General features: G+C 62.1%; 16 protein-coding genes. 9 read left to right on the top strand and 7 right to left on the bottom strand.

What is annotated here, in order from left to right; translation table 11 throughout:
* Positions 1-43 precede the first annotated feature (43 nt).
* On the top strand, positions 44-1,306 hold the full coding sequence (locus QW379_05605; protein ID MEM2869880.1) for a radical SAM protein: 1,263 nt from the start codon (positions 44-46) through the stop codon (positions 1,304-1,306).
* Positions 1,307-1,480: 174 nt separating this feature from the next.
* Here QW379_05605 and QW379_05610 read toward each other — a convergent pair whose 3' ends face one another.
* Both QW379_05610 and QW379_05615 read right to left on the bottom strand, forming a co-directional pair.
* Positions 1,481-1,969: a hypothetical protein gene (locus QW379_05610; GenBank protein ID MEM2869881.1), complete on the bottom strand. Its 489-nt coding sequence runs from the start codon at positions 1,967-1,969 to the stop codon at positions 1,481-1,483.
* A 267-nt stretch (positions 1,970-2,236) separates the two neighbouring features.
* Positions 2,237-3,220: a Gfo/Idh/MocA family oxidoreductase gene (locus QW379_05615; GenBank protein ID MEM2869882.1), complete on the bottom strand. Its 984-nt coding sequence runs from the start codon at positions 3,218-3,220 to the stop codon at positions 2,237-2,239.
* A gap of 112 nt (positions 3,221-3,332) precedes the next feature.
* Here QW379_05615 and QW379_05620 point away from each other — a divergent pair, with 112 nt between their 5' ends.
* Positions 3,333-5,021, top strand: coding sequence for a hypothetical protein (locus tag QW379_05620; GenBank protein MEM2869883.1), 1,689 nt, complete (start codon positions 3,333-3,335; stop codon positions 5,019-5,021).
* A gap of 291 nt (positions 5,022-5,312) precedes the next feature.
* On the opposite strand, the gene QW379_05625 is transcribed toward QW379_05620, so the two are convergent.
* Positions 5,313-5,888: an acyltransferase gene (locus QW379_05625; protein MEM2869884.1), complete on the bottom strand. Its 576-nt coding sequence runs from the start codon at positions 5,886-5,888 to the stop codon at positions 5,313-5,315.
* A 282-nt stretch (positions 5,889-6,170) separates the two neighbouring features.
* On the opposite strand from QW379_05625, the gene QW379_05630 reads away from it, so the two are divergent.
* The 4 genes from QW379_05630 to QW379_05645 all read left to right on the top strand — a co-directional run bounded on the left by QW379_05630 (position 6,171) and on the right by QW379_05645 (position 10,621).
* A complete protein-coding gene (locus tag QW379_05630) occupies positions 6,171-7,181 on the top strand; it encodes a GDP-mannose 4,6-dehydratase (protein MEM2869885.1) in 1,011 nt (336 codons plus the stop codon).
* A gap of 2 nt (positions 7,182-7,183) precedes the next feature.
* A complete protein-coding gene (locus QW379_05635; GenBank protein ID MEM2869886.1) occupies positions 7,184-8,302 on the top strand; it encodes a DegT/DnrJ/EryC1/StrS family aminotransferase in 1,119 nt (372 codons plus the stop codon).
* A gap of 95 nt (positions 8,303-8,397) precedes the next feature.
* Positions 8,398-9,498, top strand: coding sequence for a glycosyltransferase family 4 protein (locus QW379_05640; GenBank protein MEM2869887.1), 1,101 nt, complete (start codon positions 8,398-8,400; stop codon positions 9,496-9,498).
* A 187-nt stretch (positions 9,499-9,685) separates the two neighbouring features.
* The gene (locus QW379_05645; protein ID MEM2869888.1) at positions 9,686-10,621 is read left to right on the top strand and encodes a glycosyltransferase family 2 protein; all 936 of its coding nucleotides are present in this window, start codon (positions 9,686-9,688) and stop codon (positions 10,619-10,621) included.
* On the opposite strand, the gene QW379_05650 is transcribed toward QW379_05645, so the two are convergent.
* Positions 10,593-11,060, bottom strand: coding sequence for a GNAT family N-acetyltransferase (locus tag QW379_05650; protein MEM2869889.1), 468 nt, complete (start codon positions 11,058-11,060; stop codon positions 10,593-10,595). The two genes, QW379_05645 and QW379_05650, sit on opposite strands and share 29 nt — an antisense overlap.
* Before the next feature lie 92 nt (positions 11,061-11,152).
* Between QW379_05650 and mscL the strand changes: the two genes are divergently transcribed.
* From mscL to QW379_05665, 3 genes are all read left to right on the top strand, one after another.
* Complete coding sequence (gene mscL, locus QW379_05655) at positions 11,153-11,659, top strand: large conductance mechanosensitive channel protein MscL (protein MEM2869890.1); 507 nt, start codon at positions 11,153-11,155, stop codon at positions 11,657-11,659.
* A 365-nt stretch (positions 11,660-12,024) separates the two neighbouring features.
* The gene (locus QW379_05660) at positions 12,025-12,450 is read left to right on the top strand and encodes a NusA-like transcription termination signal-binding factor (protein MEM2869891.1); all 426 of its coding nucleotides are present in this window, start codon (positions 12,025-12,027) and stop codon (positions 12,448-12,450) included.
* 199 nt (positions 12,451-12,649) lie between these two features.
* Positions 12,650-13,828 (top strand): metal-dependent hydrolase, encoded by a 1,179-nt coding sequence (locus QW379_05665; protein ID MEM2869892.1) that lies wholly within the window; start codon positions 12,650-12,652, stop codon positions 13,826-13,828.
* A gap of 71 nt (positions 13,829-13,899) precedes the next feature.
* Here QW379_05665 and QW379_05670 read toward each other — a convergent pair whose 3' ends face one another.
* The 3 genes from QW379_05670 to QW379_05680 are packed head-to-tail and all read right to left on the bottom strand — an operon-like array spanning position 13,900 to position 18,303.
* The gene (locus QW379_05670) at positions 13,900-14,190 is read right to left on the bottom strand and encodes a 50S ribosomal protein L30e (protein ID MEM2869893.1); all 291 of its coding nucleotides are present in this window, start codon (positions 14,188-14,190) and stop codon (positions 13,900-13,902) included.
* A gap of 58 nt (positions 14,191-14,248) precedes the next feature.
* Entirely contained in the window at positions 14,249-15,502 is a 1,254-nt protein-coding gene (gene rpoA2, locus QW379_05675) for a DNA-directed RNA polymerase subunit A'' (GenBank protein MEM2869894.1), read from the bottom strand.
* Positions 15,503-15,510: 8 nt separating this feature from the next.
* The gene (locus QW379_05680; protein ID MEM2869895.1) at positions 15,511-18,303 is read right to left on the bottom strand and encodes a DNA-directed RNA polymerase subunit A'; all 2,793 of its coding nucleotides are present in this window, start codon (positions 18,301-18,303) and stop codon (positions 15,511-15,513) included.
* Positions 18,304-18,308: the final 5 nt, after the last annotated feature.

An 18,308-nucleotide genomic window follows, 5' to 3' on the forward strand; every position in this document is an offset into this window, starting at 1 on the left:
CCCTTCTCTTAAAATTTATCTGCGGGAATTCTCATGGCGGGCCGTGGCCGGTGAGAGGCAATCCCGGGGAGTGGGGCAGAGGAGCGGAGATGTCGTGGGGGACGGGAGTACCGGGACAGAATTCTCGCCCGGGCATTCCAGCTCCCTCGTTGTCGGTGGCGGCTCCAGTCCAATTCCGGTCGCCGGGATGCGCGCTCAAATTCGCGGCCTGCCGCGAGGGAGTCTGAGGAGAGGTCCACTGCCGAGGGGCTGCGTCCTCTGCCAGAAAGGGGCCAAGATGGTGCTCCTTGTGACCGGGAAGTGTGGGGCGCACTGCTGGTACTGCCCACTCTCGGCCGAAAAGAGGGGCAGGGACGTCGTATTCGCGGACGAGATGCGCGTCAGGCGCCCCGCTGATGTACTCCGCGAGGCTAGTATGATCGATGCAGAGGGAACTGGCATCACCGGCGGCGACCCGATGCTAGCACCCCGGAGGACGCTCTCGTTCATACGCCTTTTAAAGAAGCGCTTTGGAAGGGAGCATCACATCCACCTCTACACCGCCGGTCGCTTCAGCCCCCGCCTGATTCGCTCCCTCGCCCTCGCGGGCCTCGACGAGCTCCGCATCCACCCTCCTACCCCCCTCTGGAGGAGGTTTGGGAGGAGTCATCAGGCCCTCCTGCTCGGGACAGCAATTCGCGAGGGAATTCAAGCCGGCGCGGAGGTGCCGGCAATACCCGGGATGGAGGAAGAGCTCCTCGCCCTCGCAAGGTCCCTCGACGCGCTCGGGGCTCGCTTCCTCAACCTTAACGAACTCGAGTACAGCGAGACAAACTTCCGTCAGCTGAACAGGAGGGGCTGGACGGTCAGGAGCGACGTGTCCAGCGCGGTGCTCGGGAGCGAGGAGACCGCGAGGAGGGTGGTTGAGAGGGCGGATGTGGAGATGGCACTCCACTATTGCTCCTCATCGTTCAAGGACGGGGTCCAGCTCAGGAGGAGAATTCTGCGAAGGGCTAGGAATGTCGCCCGGCCCTACCAGCTCATCACCTCCGAAGGAACCTTGCTGACTGGGATAATCGAGGGCCCGCCATCCATTCTGGCTTGGGTCAGGAGGGCCGGCGTTCCCACAGAGCTCTCCGCATATAACCGGAGAATGCGGAGGGTCGAGGCGGCGCCTTGGCTGCTCGAAGAGCTTGCGCCGCGGCTGCGCCAAACGCTCTTGATGAGGGGCGGGAAGGGGAGGGCCAGGGTCGGGGGACCAAAGCTATTCATCGTGGAGGAGTATCCGACCGCCGATGGACTTGAGGTCGAGAGGACGCCGCTCTGAGCGCCCGAGCCGGAACCGCGAGCACCGCCGGGAAGGCGACCCAAAATTTCCCCCACAGACCCCCGGAGCAACGCCGCATATATGTCTCTGGACCCGCGGGCACGGGGGAGCCCCGGCGTGTCATCAACCAGCCGCTATACTCCGGTCGGCGCGGTCCCATGGAGCTCTGCCCACTCAGCCGCTCTCCCCTCTCCCTTTCTCCCCCCACACGAAGGCCTCGATTTCCGCCACCTCCTTTTTATAGGTCGGGTCCTCAGCCATGAGCTTCTCCATCCAGCTCTCGAAGAACTGAATCGCCCTCTTCAGCTCGGGCGTGGGGGAGGGCTGGGCCCTCGCCAGCGAGAGCCACAGCCGGGCCAGATGTATCTCCTTCGGGTAGAGCTTGTAGGTTGTATAGGGGTTCCTCTCAGCGATAACAATGTTCTGCTCCTTCCAGAAGCGCATCTTGTCGAAGGCTATTCCCACGAGCAGAATGACGACCACTATCACCAGAAAAAGAAGGAGCATCGGAACGAGCACGTTGGCCGGGTCGATTTTGAATTTGTCCCTGATGTACGGGTAAAAAATGCCCGTCAGCATCAGGCTCCACATCAGCAAGCCGATGATCGACTGGCTCTGCTGCAGCCTCCACATCAGCTCCATCAACGCTTTTTTCACGGTCATGCGCGCTCACCGCTCCGCCTCTGGAAGGGCATCGGCACTTTAAAGCATTGCCGCCCCCTCCGGAGCGGACTATACCCCGCCCGCCCTCCCGGGCCCTGCGGCGAATGGTCATCTGCCCGGCCTCTATTCCCCCACCAACTCCGGTCTACCCAATGTCCCCACAGCCCGTGCGCGTTTCCAGCGTGTCCGGGATGTCTTACGCCACCCGCCCCGGAAGCGCGCGGCCGTCGGGGCGCGCTGGCCACCAGCGAGATTCCGCGAATGCCCTCATGAGCCGAGCTCTATTTTTCTCCTCTCCTTCATCGAGGCCAGCGCCGCCCGCGCCAGCTCCAGCGCCCTCAGGCCGTCCTCGCCAGTGACAAGCGGGGTGCGCCTCCGCGCTATTGCGTCGAGAAAATCGCGCAGCTCGTTCTTCAGCGGCTCCTGCTTTTTAAGAAAAATGTGCTTGATATCGAACTCCTGTGGAATCTGGAAGAGGTTGGATAGGTCGACCTCGGTGGGGACGGAGGTCGAGAGCTGGACAGACTGGCCTATATAATCGGCCTCCACGACACCCCCGGAGCAGGTGAGCGAGAGCCTCCTGACCTTCGTGGGCGTGAGCCAGTTCACCTCCACAAAGCCCGTCACCCCGCTCCTGAAGTAGAGGAGGATGTTCGCGTGGTCCTCGTGTCTCGTCCTGCCCGACCTGCCGCCGAGGGCGTAGACGCTCTCCACCTCGCTCCCCGAGAGATACCTCATGACGTCGACGTCGTGCGTTGCGAGGTCGAGAACAACGCCCACGTCAGCTATTCTCGGCGCGCTCGGGCTGACTCTCCGCGCCGCCATGGATATCACATCGCCAAGCTGCCTCGCTTCCACGGCCCTTTTCAGGAAATCGACCACTGGGTTGTGCCGCTCTATATGTCCGACTGCGAGGGTGAGGCCGGCTCCCTGAGCCGCGCGGATGACCTCCAGCGCCTCAGCCTCTGTGGCACAGATGGGCTTCTCGATGAGAATGTGTTTCCCAGCCGATATCGCGTCGAGCGCAAGCGCATGATGGGTGAGAGTGGGCGTCGCAACGACCACTGCATCCAGCCCCTGCCCGAGCAGCTCCGTGTGGTCGGTGAAGGATGGGACCCCGAACCGCCTCCCGACGGTCTCGGCCGCCTCTTTGGACACGTCACAGACTCCTCCCAGTGCGCCGAGCTCCGAGAGGACTCGCGCGTGGTTCTGGCCCATCGCGCCGCAGCCGATGACACCAACCTTAAGCATTTTCTCCGGCACATAACCGCTGCCCGGCTATTTTAGGCTTCGCTCCTTCCACCCCATTGTCCCTAGAGCCCTCCGAAACAACCTTTTATCCGCTTGCCGTTGCCGAGGCGTGATGGGAGGGTCGCTTGAGGCTGACCGCAGGAGCTATAACGAGCTGAAGGAGCTAGCTCTGGCCGCGCTGGAGGCGGGCGAGGATGAGCGGTGCCTCGACCTCTGTCGAGCGGCAGCTGCCCTCGCCTCCCGGGTGCACATCGGAATCTGGTACGACACAGGGCTTGAAGAGATTCTCCGGAGCGTGGGGAGGAGGGTCGCCGGGACCCGCGCCCGGGTAAGCGCCGCCGTTGGGGCGACTGCGGGGTCGCCCCCAGGGGCCCCGACCGCTGATGGAAGGAAGAGGGTGGCTCACATCACGAGCTTCCTGAGCGACATGGGGGGCCACTCCAGGACCATCCGCCAGATGGTCCTCCTGCTCGAGGAGCTAGGCGTCAGGCAGACCATATTCGTGACCAATCTATCCAGCGAGCCAGTCCCCCATCCCCACTTCGAGCGAGGCCTCAGCGGCCGCGCGGTCGACATCATCGAGCTGCTTCCCGACGAGACCTACTACTCGAGAGTTGGGGCCCTCCAAGAACACATTGAACAAGAGGGCTACGAGCTCGCGATTTTATTCGTATCTGGAGATGACGTGATCGCATTTTCCGCTCTCGCGGGTCTGGAAAAGAGGCCCCCCACCCTCTACTTCAACCATAACGACATGGATTTCTGGTTGGGGAAGATGGTCACGGACCGCCTCATAGACGCGAGGACCGTGGGCGCGAGGTACTCCCGCGTCCACAGGGGAATCGAGAGCTCCTTCATTCTCCCTGTTACCTCCGACTTCAGAAAGGGGCCCCGGAACAGGGGCGCCATTGGTATCCCGGAGGATGCCACACTATCAGTGAGCCTAGGCAGCTTCTATAAAACAATGGGTGACCCGGGGCTCGACTACTTCCGGGCGGTGGGGCGCGTGCTGGAAAGGTTCCCGAACCACTACCACATGTTCCTGACTGGCCCGCCTCCTCCAGACATAGATAAGCGCGTCGCCGCCCTCCCTTTCCGGCCCGAAGTCAAGCGGCGCCTGATAGTCTACGGACCCGAGCCCGAGCCCCTAAAGGTCTACAGCTCGGCCGACTTCCTCATTGAGACATTCCCCTGCGTCGGGGGGATGGTCAGGGTGGAGGCGATGGCCGTCGGCCTCCCAATTCTGGGCTTCAAGAACAAGAGGTTCCCACTTCTCTCAGAGACTGACAATTTCCCGCCGGACTACCCCCTCATCGCCTCCAGTGGAAGCGAGGTCGAGGAACTCTCGTCAAGGCTCATTCAGGATCCGATGCTGAGGGAGCGGGTTGGGAGACAGCTTCGCGAGTATTTCGAGAAGAAATTCGCGCCGGAGGTCCTGCTGCCCGGGCTGAGGGCATTTCTGGACGCTCTCCTCGCCCGGGAAGAGCAGCCAGAATCAGCCGTGTCGAGCCCCAGCGGATCGCCCGACGCCCGTTTGCAAGACGGGAGCGAAGCGGCATATGACGTGGAGTATGCCCATGACTGGCGCTACAGGGACCTCTGGCCCTGGAGGTTCCTCCTTCTACAGGCGGTGACGAAGAGGGGAGATTTCTCGCTTCGGGACAGGGCGCGCTTCTACTCGATGGCTTTGAAAAAAGGAGAATTTGCAGGGGCTCTGGACAGAGCCGCCTATCTCGGGATTGCGCTCGGAGGCAGGCTAGGGTTCCTAGCGCTCAGCCGATTCAGGAGCGCCCTGACTTAATCCGGCGCTCGCGCACTCGAAGAAGGTAGTGGCGAGCTCGTCGGTAATGGCCTCCATTATAGCCCATTGCCGTCTCGCCGGTGCCCCTTAAACCCTAGACAATTAAATTGTAATCACGAATTATTCTGGTAGCGAATCTGGTTCACCGGGTCGAGGCAGTGCCCTTGGCCGCGGGGATGGAGAGCAGGAGCGGCCCGGCAGCCCAAAATGCAGAGTAAGACCCACGCCCATCGGCATCAAATTGCCATGCCGCGACATTTGCTCACCCTCTCCACGAATCGATGAGAACCGTTATCGAGCCCTGCTCGAGCGCCTCCCCCGGCTGCTCCTCCCCACTTTAAGAACGTTTGAAAAGTCCTTTTTAATTCTTCTGATTATTCTCACCGGAACCCCCGCCGCAATGGAGTAGGACGGGATGTTCTTGTTCACGACCGAGCCGGCCCCTATCACCACATGGTCGCCTATCGTCACGCCCGGCAGAATGACGGAACCGGGGCCGATATGCACATGCTTTCCGATTCTCGTGGGCTTTCTGATGGTCTCGAGCTTTCGAGCGGAAACGCACCGGGCATGCGTGCTGTGCGAGTATATCTGGACACCGGCGCTGATGTCGCAGCCGTCGCCTATCTCCAGACCCCCGGTTGCGTCCAGCACCACAAAGAAACCTATCCAGACCCCGCGTCCTATTTTTGGTTTTCCGTAAATGAACACATGCTCATAGCAGCTTGCCTCTGCTCCAAAACCGAGGCTCTTCGCTTTCTTCCATCTGTCAAGGAGCATCTCGTCCCAGGGCAGAACCCGGTCCCACTTCCGCCGCATCTCCCTAGATAATCTGCGGCGCAGGCGCTCCATCTCCCTTTTATTCATCCGCCTCACCACCCGCCCCCGGGTTTTGCCCCCCGGGACAACTGCAAGTCCAGCTCTCCTAGACCGATTTCCGGAGCGCGGATGGTCAGCGATGAAAGCACAGACCCGTGCCCCGACAATCGGGAATTCTTCATAGATAACTCGATAACGATGTATAATGAATTATTAAAACCTTTTGAATCGGCACGACACACCTGCTTGCCCTAATGGTAATCGGATATCTACCCTGCCGGCGATGTGCCAGTCACAAGTCTTATAACAGCATATCAGTATTTTCGTCTCATGGCCCCGGGCGACCTGAGCCTGCGGGGGAAATCCGTTCTCGTGACCGGCGGAGCGGGATTCATCGGCAGCCATCTAGTGGACGCACTGGTCGCGGAGGGCGTCGGACGCCTTGTCGTTGTGGACAATCTATTCTTGGGGAAGGAGAGCAACCTGAGCGAGGCGCGCGCGGCGTTCCCAGACCTCAAATTCTACAGAGAGGACGCCGGCGATCTCCAGCGCATGAGAGAGATAATGGCCTATGAAAAGGTCGAGGTGGTCTTTAATCTGGCCATCGTCCCCCTCCCAGCCTCGCTCGAGAAACCCCTCTGGACATGGCGTGAGAATGTGAGGATAACAGAGGCGATGTGCGAGCTCGCGCGCCTTGGGCTCTATAAAACCCTGATTCACTGCTCCTCTTCCGAGGTCTACGGCAGCGCAGTTGACACCCCGATGACCGAAACACACCCCCTCCTCCCCAGGACGCCCTACGCGGCGAGCAAGGCCGCCTGCGACCACCTCGTGCTCTCCTACGTCTCCACCTTCAAAATTGACGCTGCCATCATCAGGCCGTTTAACAACTACGGCCCCCGGCAGAACGAGGGAACCTACGCGGGCGTGATACCTGTGGTGATAAAGAGCATGCTCTCAGGAGGCCCGGTGACGATATTCGGCGATGGCGAGCAGACGCGCGATTATATCTACGTCACTGATGCCGCCGCTGCCGCCGTAGATATATACAAGTGCGCGCGGACGCGGGGCAGGGTCTTGAACATCGCAAGCGGTGTCGAGGTCTCGATAAACCGTCTTGTGGACACGATTGCGAGAATTCTGAAGTACGACGGGGAAATCGTCCATACCTCGCCGAGGCCGGGCGACGTCCGGCAGCACTGGGCCGATATCAGCATGGCCCGGAACCTCATCGGCTTCAGCCCCCGTGTGGGGCTCAGGGAAGGCCTCGAAAAGACGGTTGAGTGGTACATCAAGAACTACGCGGCATGGGGCGCGGACCGGAAGAAGGGGGGCGGCTGAGTATGCCAGGCAAGCTACCGCTCGCCCGTCCTTTTTATGACCGCCTGGACATAGAGGCCGTCCGCAGGGTCCTCGACTCGCGCTGGGTGGCGCAGGGCCCGGTTGTGGAGGAGTTCGAGAGGAGATTCGCGGCCTACTGCGGGACTAAATATGGCGTGGCGGTCAACTCCGCAACCTCCGCCCTCTATCTCGCCCTGATCGCACTCGGTATTAAAAGGGGCGACGAGGTCATCGTGCCCGACTTCACATTCCCAGCGACGGGGAACGTCGTGCTCGCACTGGGAGCGAGGGCGGTCCTAGCCGACATCGACCCGACGACCTACTGCATCGATGTGAGCGATGCCGCCAAGAAGGTCACGGAGAGGACTAGGGCCATAATCCCGGTCCACATATTCGGCCATCCCGCCGATATGGACGCGGTCTCCTCCCTCGCGGAGGCGAAGGGGCTCGCGGTACTAGAGGACGCTGCCTGCGCCCATGGAACCATGTACAAGGGGAGGATGGCGGGCTCGCTGGGAGACCTGGCAGCATTCTCGTTCCACGCGCGCAAGGTTATCTCCACAGGCGAGGGGGGGATGGTTCTCACAGATAGAAAAAAAGTGGCAGAGCATATCGGTGCCCTCCGGTCCCACGGAATGTTCCAGAGCGCCTGGAGGCGGGAGCAGCGCTTTTCTCTGCCTTCATTCAAAATTCTCGGCTATAACATGAGGATGAGCGACGTGACCGCAGCCCTCGGCCTCTCGCAGCTGGCGAGAGTAGAGGACTTCATAAATAAACGGAGGGCGCTAGCTGCAGTCTATAACGAGCTCATTAGAGACTCGGGCCTTCCCGTCGCCACGCCCTCCGAGGCCGAGGGCTGCAAGCACAACTACCAGACCTACTGCGTGCGCCTGCTGAAGGGCAAGAGGGACCGGGTGCTCCGAAGGCTGCTCGCCGCAGGAATCGGCTGCACAATCGGAACCTACTCGCTCGGGCTCCTGCCGCTCTTCAAGGGCAGGTGCCCTGAGGGCCGCAGGGCTTTCAGGACAACCCTCGCTCTTCCGATGTTCCACGAGCTGACTGATGACGGGGTTGTGCGGGTTGTCGGCGAGCTGAAGAAGGCGCTCCGGGCGGAGAGCTAGGGAGCTGCTCTCCCGGCCCCCGGGCCGGCTTTCCGAGGGCCGCGCTCCCGATGGAACAATTTATAGAGCCGGTCCACGATTTGCATTGGACGGGAATGAGGGTCGCTTTCCTCTACGATGGCCCCCACCCCATGCACCTCGCGTGGGCGCAGAGCGTGGGAGCCCTACCAGTGGCCAACAGGTTCAATACCCGCACGGACGCCGCGGCGCTGGAGCTCTCGGAAGCAGGGCGGGGGAGGGCGAGGGGGCTGGAGCTCCTGAAGGGAATCTCCCTCCGAACCCTCGGGCTCCCGGCCTCCTCCCTGTTTCAGGGACTTGTCCAGGCCGTCGCGGACATGAGCGAGCTCGAGGCCGATGCCCTCATCGTCGAGGGCAGGATGGGCGTTGTTCCGGGCCATGTCTTCAAGAAGCTCAGGGGGGGAAGGACGCTGCTGATATGCGCGGACCCATTCGTCTGGGAGGTCCGGGGGTTCCCGCCGCGCTGGAGGAGGACCTTCGAGAGAATTCTGGAGGGCTACGATGGCATTGTCGCGGTCTCAAGGATGATGCTTGAGCTCCTGCCCCCAGGGGCCCGTGAGAAGGCCCGGGTGGTCCATCCCTCCTTCGAGAGCAGGTACTCCGGCCCGACCCCCGACCCGGCCTCCAAGAAGATAGCATACCTAGGAGCGATGGACGAGAGGAAGGGCGTCGACCTTTCGGTCCGCGCCTTTAGGGAGGTCAGGGCGAGGGTCCCTGAGGCCCAGCTTGTCCTCATCGGGAAAGGGCCGCTCGCGGAGGTGTTCAGGGACGAGCCCGGCGTCGAGCTCGCGGGCTTCGTTGAGGAGCCGGTGGAGCACCTCAGGAAGTGCTCTCTCTATATTCATCTCGCGCGCTTCGACCCCTACCCCGTCTCCGTTCTCGAGGCGATGGCCGTGGGTCTGGTGCCGGTGGTCTCGGAGATGACTGGGACGAAAGAGCTGCTCGAGTCCATCGACCGGCACCTCGTCGCCCCCGACCCGGCCGCGGCCGCCCGGGTAATTGTGGCCCTGATGGAGAATTCCAAGCGTATCCGGGAGCTGTCGTTGATGTGCCGCGAGGCCGCGAGTTGCTGGAGTAGGGAGAGGAGCATCGGGGAGTTCAGGGAGGCATTCAGGGAGCTGATCGGCGAGCCCGGCTCTGGGGAGGGGCAAGTGACAAAGGGGGGAGGGGGGCGGTGAGCGATATTGCGGTTCCAGCGCCGCGATGCGGTCGACTGCCAGGCATCGAGGAGATGGGTTGTCCCGCCCGGTCCAAGGGCGAGCGCGGATATAGCGGGCCTGCGGCACGCACCACCCGCAACCCCCTCCAGCGCCTCCCGGAGGGCACGGGCGGACGCGGAGCCCGCGGGGAGGTTGGGTGGGGCCGATGAGCGGTCCGGCGGCGGCCCCGGTGGGGGGCGTGGTCCAGCAGAGAAAAAGGGAAGACTGCGCCGTGCTCGTGCTGAACCACAACGGAGAGGAGTTCCTGAGGCCCTGTCTTGAGTCGCTCTTGCGCCAGACCGTCGTCCCGCGCGTCGTTGTTATTGACAACGCCAGCACCGACGGCTCTAGGGAGCTCGTGAGGAGAGAGTTCCCGGCGGTGGAGCTGCTCGAGAACGAGAAGAACCTGGACTTCGGGACCGCCTACAACAGGGCGATTCTGCCCCGCGGGGAGAGGTACATCGGCATCCTAAACAACGACATAGTGCTCGAGCCCGACTGCATCGAGAACGCACTGGCGTTCCTCGACGCAACCCCCACCGCGGGGGCGGCCGTTTTCATCGTCTTTGAAATTGGCGAGGAGATCAAGTTCCCCTACGAAAGGGACTACATAGTCAAGCCCCGCTTCGGTCTGGACCTTGGGACGCGGGTCAGGTTCGGGTCGAAGAACTCGCCACCCCAATACATGAGGTACATCTGGGGGGGCGGGAGCATCGTGCGCAGGGAGGTCTTCAACCTAATAAAATTCGACGAGGACTTCGGATGGTACTGGGAGGACGCAGACCTTGGCTGGATGATGGTCAACGCCACGGGTCTCCGGCCCGCGGCAGTTCCGGGCGCCATCGTCCGCCACATCGGCGGGGCGACCGTGAGGAAGCGTTTCGACCCTCGCGAGATAAACCTCCTGGACCACAGGAACTCGCTACTCTCATTCGCAAAAAACGCCACCCGCACCGAGCTCCTCAGGAGCTTGCCCCAGAGGCTCTACTTCTTCATGAAGCAGCCCCGGAAGCTCGAGCTCCTGCGCGAAATGAGGAGGAAGAGGCACGAGGGCGAGGCCCTGCGCAGGGGCCTCATGCCCCGCGGCTCCTCCTTTTGCTGAAGTAAAAAATGTCCCTGTGGAGCTCGTAGCCCATCGCCCTAAAGGCCTTCAGGGAGACCCTGTTCCAGTCCTCCACTAGAGCGCAAAAGACTCCTATCCCCATTCTCCTGAAGCGCCTCTCGAGCTCCCGCACAAGCGCCCGCGCCACGCCGCGCCTCCGGTACTCAGGCAGGACCGCAAGCCTGTTAACCCAGCCCTTGCGGCCGTCGTGGGTGCCCAGAACCACGCCCGCGATGACCTCCCTTTTCCCAACCCCCCGCCCCACCACCGCCTTTAGATAGACGCTCGTCGGCAGGGAGAGCTGGCGCAGGATCTCTCTCCTGCTGTCCCTGCCCCGCGGCCTGAAAGGAAGGCCCGCTCTTCTCCAGAGCGCCACGAGCTCCTCGTAGTCCCCCGGCTCTAGCTCCCTTATCCTCAACCCCCTGACCCTGAGCACCATTGGGACCGCATCTGTGGACCTGGATATGATATATATCTGTCTTCCCGATTTAATTTAAATAATATTGCCTCGCTCCAGCGCTGGGGATAGCCATGACCGCACAAGATAAAGCCAAGGGGTTTGTGAAGGAATTCAAGGAGTTCATAGCGAAGGGGAACGTGCTCGGAATGGCCGTGGGCATCATAATCGGCATCGCTTTCGGCGCCGTCGTGAATTCGTTGGTTAACGACGTGCTGATGCCGCCCATAGGCCTCGCGCTGGGCGGGGTTGATTTCTCCGAGAATTACATAGTTCTCAAGGGGGCCGAGGTCAACGGGACGACAGTGACATCTTTCCCCAGCCTGCAGGCCGCGAAAGAGGCGGGCGCGGTAACGCTCAGGTGGGGCATCTTCGTGAACACGATAATCAACTTCCTGATAATCTCCTTCGTGATATTCCTCATCGTGAAGGCCGTGGGCTGGGCGACGAGGAAGGAGGAGGAGAAAAAGGCGGAGACGGAGAAGCCCTGCCCCTTCTGCGACACCAAGATACCCATCAAGGCCGTTCGCTGCCCCAACTGCACCTCGAAGCTCGACGAGGCCGCGGGCGCAAAAGCCTGAGCGGGAGCGCGCCGGAAGAAAGAGACGGGCCCCTTTCTCATGGGGGACAATTCGCGGCCCCCCGACGGATGGGACACTCTGCCGGCACGGGTCCCCGGGAGGGCAACGCGCCGCGCCGGCGTTGTCCGGGCCGTTTGCGGAGCCGGGGGCGCGGTGCGGGGCGGCCTCGTGCCAACGTCCTGACACATTCCGCCCGCTCGCGCACGCCGGCGCCTCTCGCGGCCCGCGCGCATTCAGAGAACCCTTACCTGCAGTAACAGCCATGGGCCTCCGGCGCCCGGCTTCCGGCCCCTCCCGGCAACCCCGCCTATACACGTAGAAACATTAAAGCCGGCCCGGCGCATAACGCGCGCCGCCGGGAGTCAATGGAGATCAAGCTGGACGAGGATGCGCTCAAGCTCATCGCGCTCTTCGAGACTGTGACGAGGGCGGAGGTCAGGGACTGCATCGCCTCTGAAGAAAGGGTGATTTTTATTGTTGGCGAGGGGCAGGCGCGCGCGGCAATGGGCGAGAGGGGGCAGAGGCTCAAGCGCCTCAGGAGTCTTCTGAAAAAGAATGTGGAGGTCATCGAGTGGTCCGGGGAGCCCGAGAGGTTCATCAGAAACATCTTCCATAACTTCAAAGTCAGGGGTGTGAGGCTGGAGCGGAGGGCCGGAAGGCTGACCGCGGTCGTGGAGGTGGACCCGGACGAGAAGGCCCGCGCGATAGGAAAGGGCGGGCGGAACCTCTATCAGGCGCGCGAGATTCTAGCGAGGCACTTCGGCGACATAGATGGACTCGTGGTGGCCTAGGCGAAACGCGCGGCGCCGGCGGAGTGTTGAGACGGGACGCTGTTAGACCCGGCGACAGAAGGACGGGAGCTCCAATGGCTCACCGAGCTCGGTGGCGCGGGAGAATCCGGCCCAGGTCCTTCCCCCCGGCCTCCACCGTGCACCCCGAGTTTCTCGGGAACCAAAGAATTTATAGCTCAAGCGACTGTGCCCGCGGGCGATGGACCTCTTCACCCACATGCTGGTCTCTTATCTGCTCGGGCAGGGCTTCGGCCTGCTCTCGGGCGGGGTCACAGAGCCCCAGCTACTCTTCGGCGTCATAGCGGGCGTTCTGCCCGACATCGATGTCTTCGCGTTTCCCCTGTGGCACAGGCTCCCGCGCCTCAGGCACCACGGCATCACCCACTCCCTCCTCCTCCCGGCGGTGATGGCGCTCGTCCTCCCTCTCGTTGTCTCTCTTTTCTGGCGTCTCGACCCCCTCCCCCTCATTGCCCTCGGCCTTATGACGGGCGTTTTCCATGTCCTCAGCGACCTCCTGACGAACTTTCCCGTACCTCTCCTCGCCCCGCTGAGCTGGAGGGGCTACAGCTTCGCAATTGACGCCGCAGTCAACCCCTATGTCCTCTTCTCAAGTCTGGCCCTCATTTTTTTCTTCTGGAACCTAAGGGCGATCGGCTACGACTATGGAACCTTCAGGCTAATGCTCCTCGCCGTCGCGCTGCTTATTTTACTCCACTTCATTGTGAAGTGCGGCACGAAGCTCGTCCTCCGACGTAGATATCGCGCCGCAGCAGCCCGTGTTGACGCGGAGCCGACCTTCCGCTACCTGACCTGGTATATAAAGCTTAGCAGAGAGGTCGATGGGGCCATCCTGACGGAGTATCAGAAGCTCCGCATCGGCCGGGAGGCGAGGAGGAGCCTCTTCTACGAGGTCTCGCCTCCCGCGGACTGGAGCGCGTCTGCCCGCTCAGAGGCTCCAACGCTCGAGCCGGGGGCGGAGGGAGTGGCTGGAGGAACCCCGGTGGAATGTCAGGCCCCCGAGAAACCCCTTCCTGAGCGACTAGGGGGTTCTGGAGCCGAAGCTGGCGCCGTAGCCCGAGGTGAGCCACGGGATGGAGCGCTGGGAACCGCCGGTTCTGGAGGAGGGGCGGCTGGGGGCTTCCTGAGCGCCGACGCCGCTATCATCGCCAGCTACCGTCTGGTCAGGGGGTGGCGCGACATCCTCGGGAGCGATGATGAGGCAGCCGCCATAGTATCAGAGCGCCCGGGAGGCGGCTGGGAGGTCTTCTGGTTCCGCTGGTGGTCAGCCTACAGACCCCCTGTAAAAGGGCTGGTGGTCACGGTCCTCCCCAGCGGTTCAATGGAGGTTGCGGAGGTTTGCAGGAGGGTAGAGCTCTGAGGGAGGCCCTAACACCTCGAGAGGCACCCTGGGCTCCGGGCGCTCTGGGGCTCCTGAGAAATTAGGCGAGCCTACTTCAGAACGCTCATTATCTGAGACTCGCCTGGGTTAAGCACCGTCAGGACCGAGACGGCAAAGGGCTTCCCGCACGCAGAGCCAAGCTCAAGGCTCGTTCCCGGGAATCTGTATACGGGAGCGCCCTCGAACTTCGCGATGGCCTCCGCGTTCTCTTTTGACACATTGCTCGCGACAATGACCAGCTTCGCCGTGCCCGACTTGAGGGCCTTTTTCGCTTGGTCGGCCCCGAGCAGCACCTTTCCCGTCGTCACAAGTGTCCTGAGCTCCCTTGTGATGTCAATCATCCCTCTGCCCTCCTGTCTTCTCCCTCCATCCAGCGGTTGACGAGAGCCCACGGCCGCCTCACTTCGAGCTCTTCCTCGGCATGTAGACCAGGTTTATCGCGCCCGTGCCGAGGGTCACGGGCTGGCCCACGATGATGTTCTCCGCCACTCCGCCTAGGTGGTCCTCCTCGCCCGTTATCCCGGCCTTCAGGAGGTGGTTCGTGGTTATCTCGAACGCGGCCCGAGCGAGGACGCTGCTCTTCCTCCCGGATATTCCGTGCCTCCCTATCGCCTTCACCTCGCCGTCCGCGGTCATCATGTCAGCGACCAGCATTATGTGTCTGATGTCGACTATCAGCCCCTGCTCAGAGAGCGTCTTGTGGGCCTCCTTAATTATCGCGCTGCGCGCGGCCTCGATGCCGAGGACTTCGTTAATCTCCAGCACATTGTTCGTGGTGGTTCTGGTTCTGTCTATGCTCTCGAGCTGGAGAACCCTCGCGAGGTTCGAGCCCTCGGTGTAGACCACATACCCCTCCGCCTCCTTCCTCAGTATGGCCCTCTGGATGCCGTCGATGCCCTTGATTTTGAGGTTCCTGGTGGCCTCGAGGAGCTGCTGGAGCCTCTTATAGGACATCTCGCTCGACTTGACCACGAATTTGTCCTCCCCCACCTTCTCGACATCGCACTTCACCCTCTGCTTCTTCTCAAGCGCCTTCTCGATGTCTTCAATGGTGATGTTCTTGGCCTTCAGCTTCGCCGGGTCGGGCTTGACCAGTATCTCCATGTTGGCTATGTCGGTCTCGATGGCGGCGACGTCGATTAGTCTGGTCATCTCTATCTCCGAGACCACCCTCTGGACCGCCTCCAGATCCTGCGCAATCTCAGGTGGGAAGTGAATCTCCATCATGGGGGTGCTGGGAATTCTGCGCGCGTCCACGATCTCGATGAGCCTGGGGAGGCCCAGCGTCACGTTTATTTCGGCCACGCCCGCGTAGTGGAATGTCCTCATCGTCATCTGTGTCCCGGGCTCCCCGATCGACTGGGCCGCCACGATGCCCACGGACTCGGTCGGGTCCACTAGGTGCCTCTTGTAGCGCTTGCACGTCAGCTCCAGAATTCTCCGGATGGTCTTCCTAGGCAGGTTCATGTCGTGAATCCTGTCCGCGATGCGCCAGATTATCTGGTCCGGGAGCTCTTCCCCCATCTCTTTGAGCTCAGCCCTGAGCTCGAGCTCGCACGGCGTCGGCTCCCTTATGACCTTCTCGCCCTCCGGGGCTGCGTACTTGATCGCGGCCTTCCCGCCCCTCTTCTTCGGCGGCGCCTTCTTCTTCACTGGCAAGCTCAGTCACCCCCGAAGTCGTCCTCTGAGGTCTCCTCCTCGGTCTCGAACTCCTCCTGCGTCGAGACCAGGTCCGCCTCATATTCTCCGTATCTGAACCCGGCGCCCTTCTTCTCCTCCTCCTCCCCCGCCGCCACGCCGAGGACCTCTCTTATTATGTCGTCGACGTCGACCGCGTCGCCCCTGACGCTGCGGGTGGGGTCAACCCCATCCTCCCCGTATTTGAACTGGATAATGGTGCCGGAGGTGTTGCGCACTGTGCCGTCGTAGGTCACCTTGAGGTCCTCGAGGGCGTTGATCAGCCTGCGCTGCATGTAGCCCGACCTGGAGGTCCTGACCGCGGTGTCCACGAGCCCTTCGCGGCCGCCCATGCAGTGGAAGAAGAACTCCGTCGGCTTGAGGCCGTTTTTATATGAGGAGGAGACGAAGCCCATGGCCTCCGCACCCAGGTCGCCGGGGCGGAAGTGGGGCAGGGTGCGGGACTGGTAGCCCCTGTGAATTCTCTCGCCCCTGACCGCCTGCTGCCCGATGCAGCCGGCCATCTGGGAGAGGTTTAGCATCGAGCCCCTGGCGCCGCTCTTCGCCATTATCACGGCCGAGTTCTCGAGACCAAGGTATTTACTTGCGATGTTGCCGGCCTGGTCCCTCGCGCGCCCTAGGAGCTTCATCACGTCGACCTCGAGCGTCTCCTCCAGGGAGCGCCCGGGCATCTGCTCGAGCAGGCCCTGCCTGAAGGCCTCGACCCTCTCTTCGACGTCCGCCCTTGCCTTCTCCAGAACCTCGTCGATTTGCCTCCGAGCCTCTGGCGGTATGTCCTCGTCGCTCAGACCCGTTGTGAAGCCCTTGAGCATTATTGTTGCGATGGCGAGCTTCGTTATGTTATCTATGAATATCCTCCCCTCGTCGGGGCCGTAGTCTCGGACTATTTTGTCCAGAATCTTGCCCTTGAAGGCCCCGATGCCCTTCTCGTCAATGACCCCGTGCTTCAGGACGCCGTTCTCGATGACGGTATAGGCGTCGAAGCCCGTCTCCTCCATGCACCTCTCCTTCTTGCACTCCTCGCACCCGGCGCATATCGAGGCCCTGTACTCGAGGTTGAGCTTCGAAGGAATCACTAGGGACGCGATCTGCTTCCCCGTCCAGTAGGGCTCGCCGTTCCTGTCCTTCCCGGCCGGCTTTGGTAGCTCCATCCCCACGTCGATGAATGAGAGGAGGTACAGGGTCTCGTCCTTGTTGAACCTCTGCTCGCCGTGGGTGAGCATAAAGGCTCCAGTGATGTGGTCGTGAATCGCCCCGATGACCGGGCCGCCGAAGCGGGGGGAGAGGATGTGCTCCTGCACCTTCATCAGGATGCGCGCCTCCGCCCTCGCCTCCTCGCTCTGGAGCGCGTGGAGGTTCATCTCGTCGCCGTCGAAGTCCGCGTTGTAGGGGGGGCATACAGAGAGGTTGAGCCTGAAGGTCTTCTGCGGCATCACCCTGACCTCGTGGGCCATTATGCTCATCCTGTGGAGGGAGGGCTGGCGGTTGAAGAGCACGATGTCCCCGTCCACGAGGTGCCTCTCGACGATGAAGCCCTCCTCCAGCGTCTCGGCGAGGTTCTGGGCGTTCTTGTCGGTGACCTTGATTCTGCGGCCGTCGGGCCTGATGACATAGTTCACGCCCGGGTAGTTCTTCGAGCCCCTGAGCACTAGGCCCTTCACGACCTCCATGTTCCATGAGGTCACCCGAATCGGGACGGTGAGCTCCATCGCCACCTCCATCGGAATTCCGACCTCGTTGATGGAGAGGAGGGGGTCCGGGGATATCACCGTGCGCGCGGAGAAGTTGACCCTCTTTCCCGAGAGGTTGGACCTGAAGCGCCCCTCCTTGCCCTTGAGCCTCTGCGCCAGCGTCTTCAGGGGCCGGCCGGACCTGTGCCTTGCGGGCGGAATTCCGGAGGTCTGGTTGTCGAAGTAGGTGGTCACGTGGTACTGGAGCAGCTCCCAGAGGTCTTCGACGATGAGCTGGGGAGCCCCGGCGTCGCGGTTCTCCCTGAGCCTCTGGTTAATTCTGAGGACGTCCACGAGCTTGTGGGTCAGGTCATCCTCGGACCTATCGCCGGACTCGAGCGTTATCGAGGGCCTGACGGTGACTGGCGGGACCGGCAGAGCCGTGAGCACCATCCACTCCGGCCTCACGACCTCGGGGTTGAGTCCGAGCGCTGGGAGGTCCTCGTTCGGAATTCTCTCCAGCCTCTCCCTGACCTCCTTGGGCGTGAGCTTGTGCCCGCCCTCCCTGAAGCTCGTGGGCTTGTCCAGGGTAATCCTGACCTGCTCCGCGCCGCAATGGGGGCATATCCTGACCTGCACAGCATCCCTCTCCTCCTCGCGCAGCCCTTCAAGGGGCCCCCCCTCCTCCCCCGCCTTCTCCTCGGGCGAAATCTCGAGCGCCTCCTCGACGGGCTCGGCCGGCGGGAGCTCGAGGGGCTTGTGGAGGAGCCTCCCGCACTGCCTGCAGGTGGACTTCAGGAGCCTCTTGATCTCCTTCACATAGCCCACATGAATCACTGGCATGGCGAGGTCGATGTGGCCGAAGTGGCCGGGGCACTCGTCGACCTTCCTGCCGCATGTCTTGCACCTGAGACCGGGCTCGACCACGCCGAGCCGGGGGTCCATCAGGCCCATCTCGATGGGGAAACCGTCGTCGTCGTATGTGTCGGCGGTAATGATTTTCGTGGCGGACATCGCCCTTATCTCGTTGGGCGAGAGGAAGGCGAACTTTATTGCCTTGATTCTCTTCCTTATGCCGAGTATCATCGCAC

It is taken from the genome of Thermoplasmata archaeon, assembly GCA_038851035.1.
Lineage (GTDB): Archaea > Thermoplasmatota > DTKX01 > VGTL01 > VGTL01 > JAWCLH01.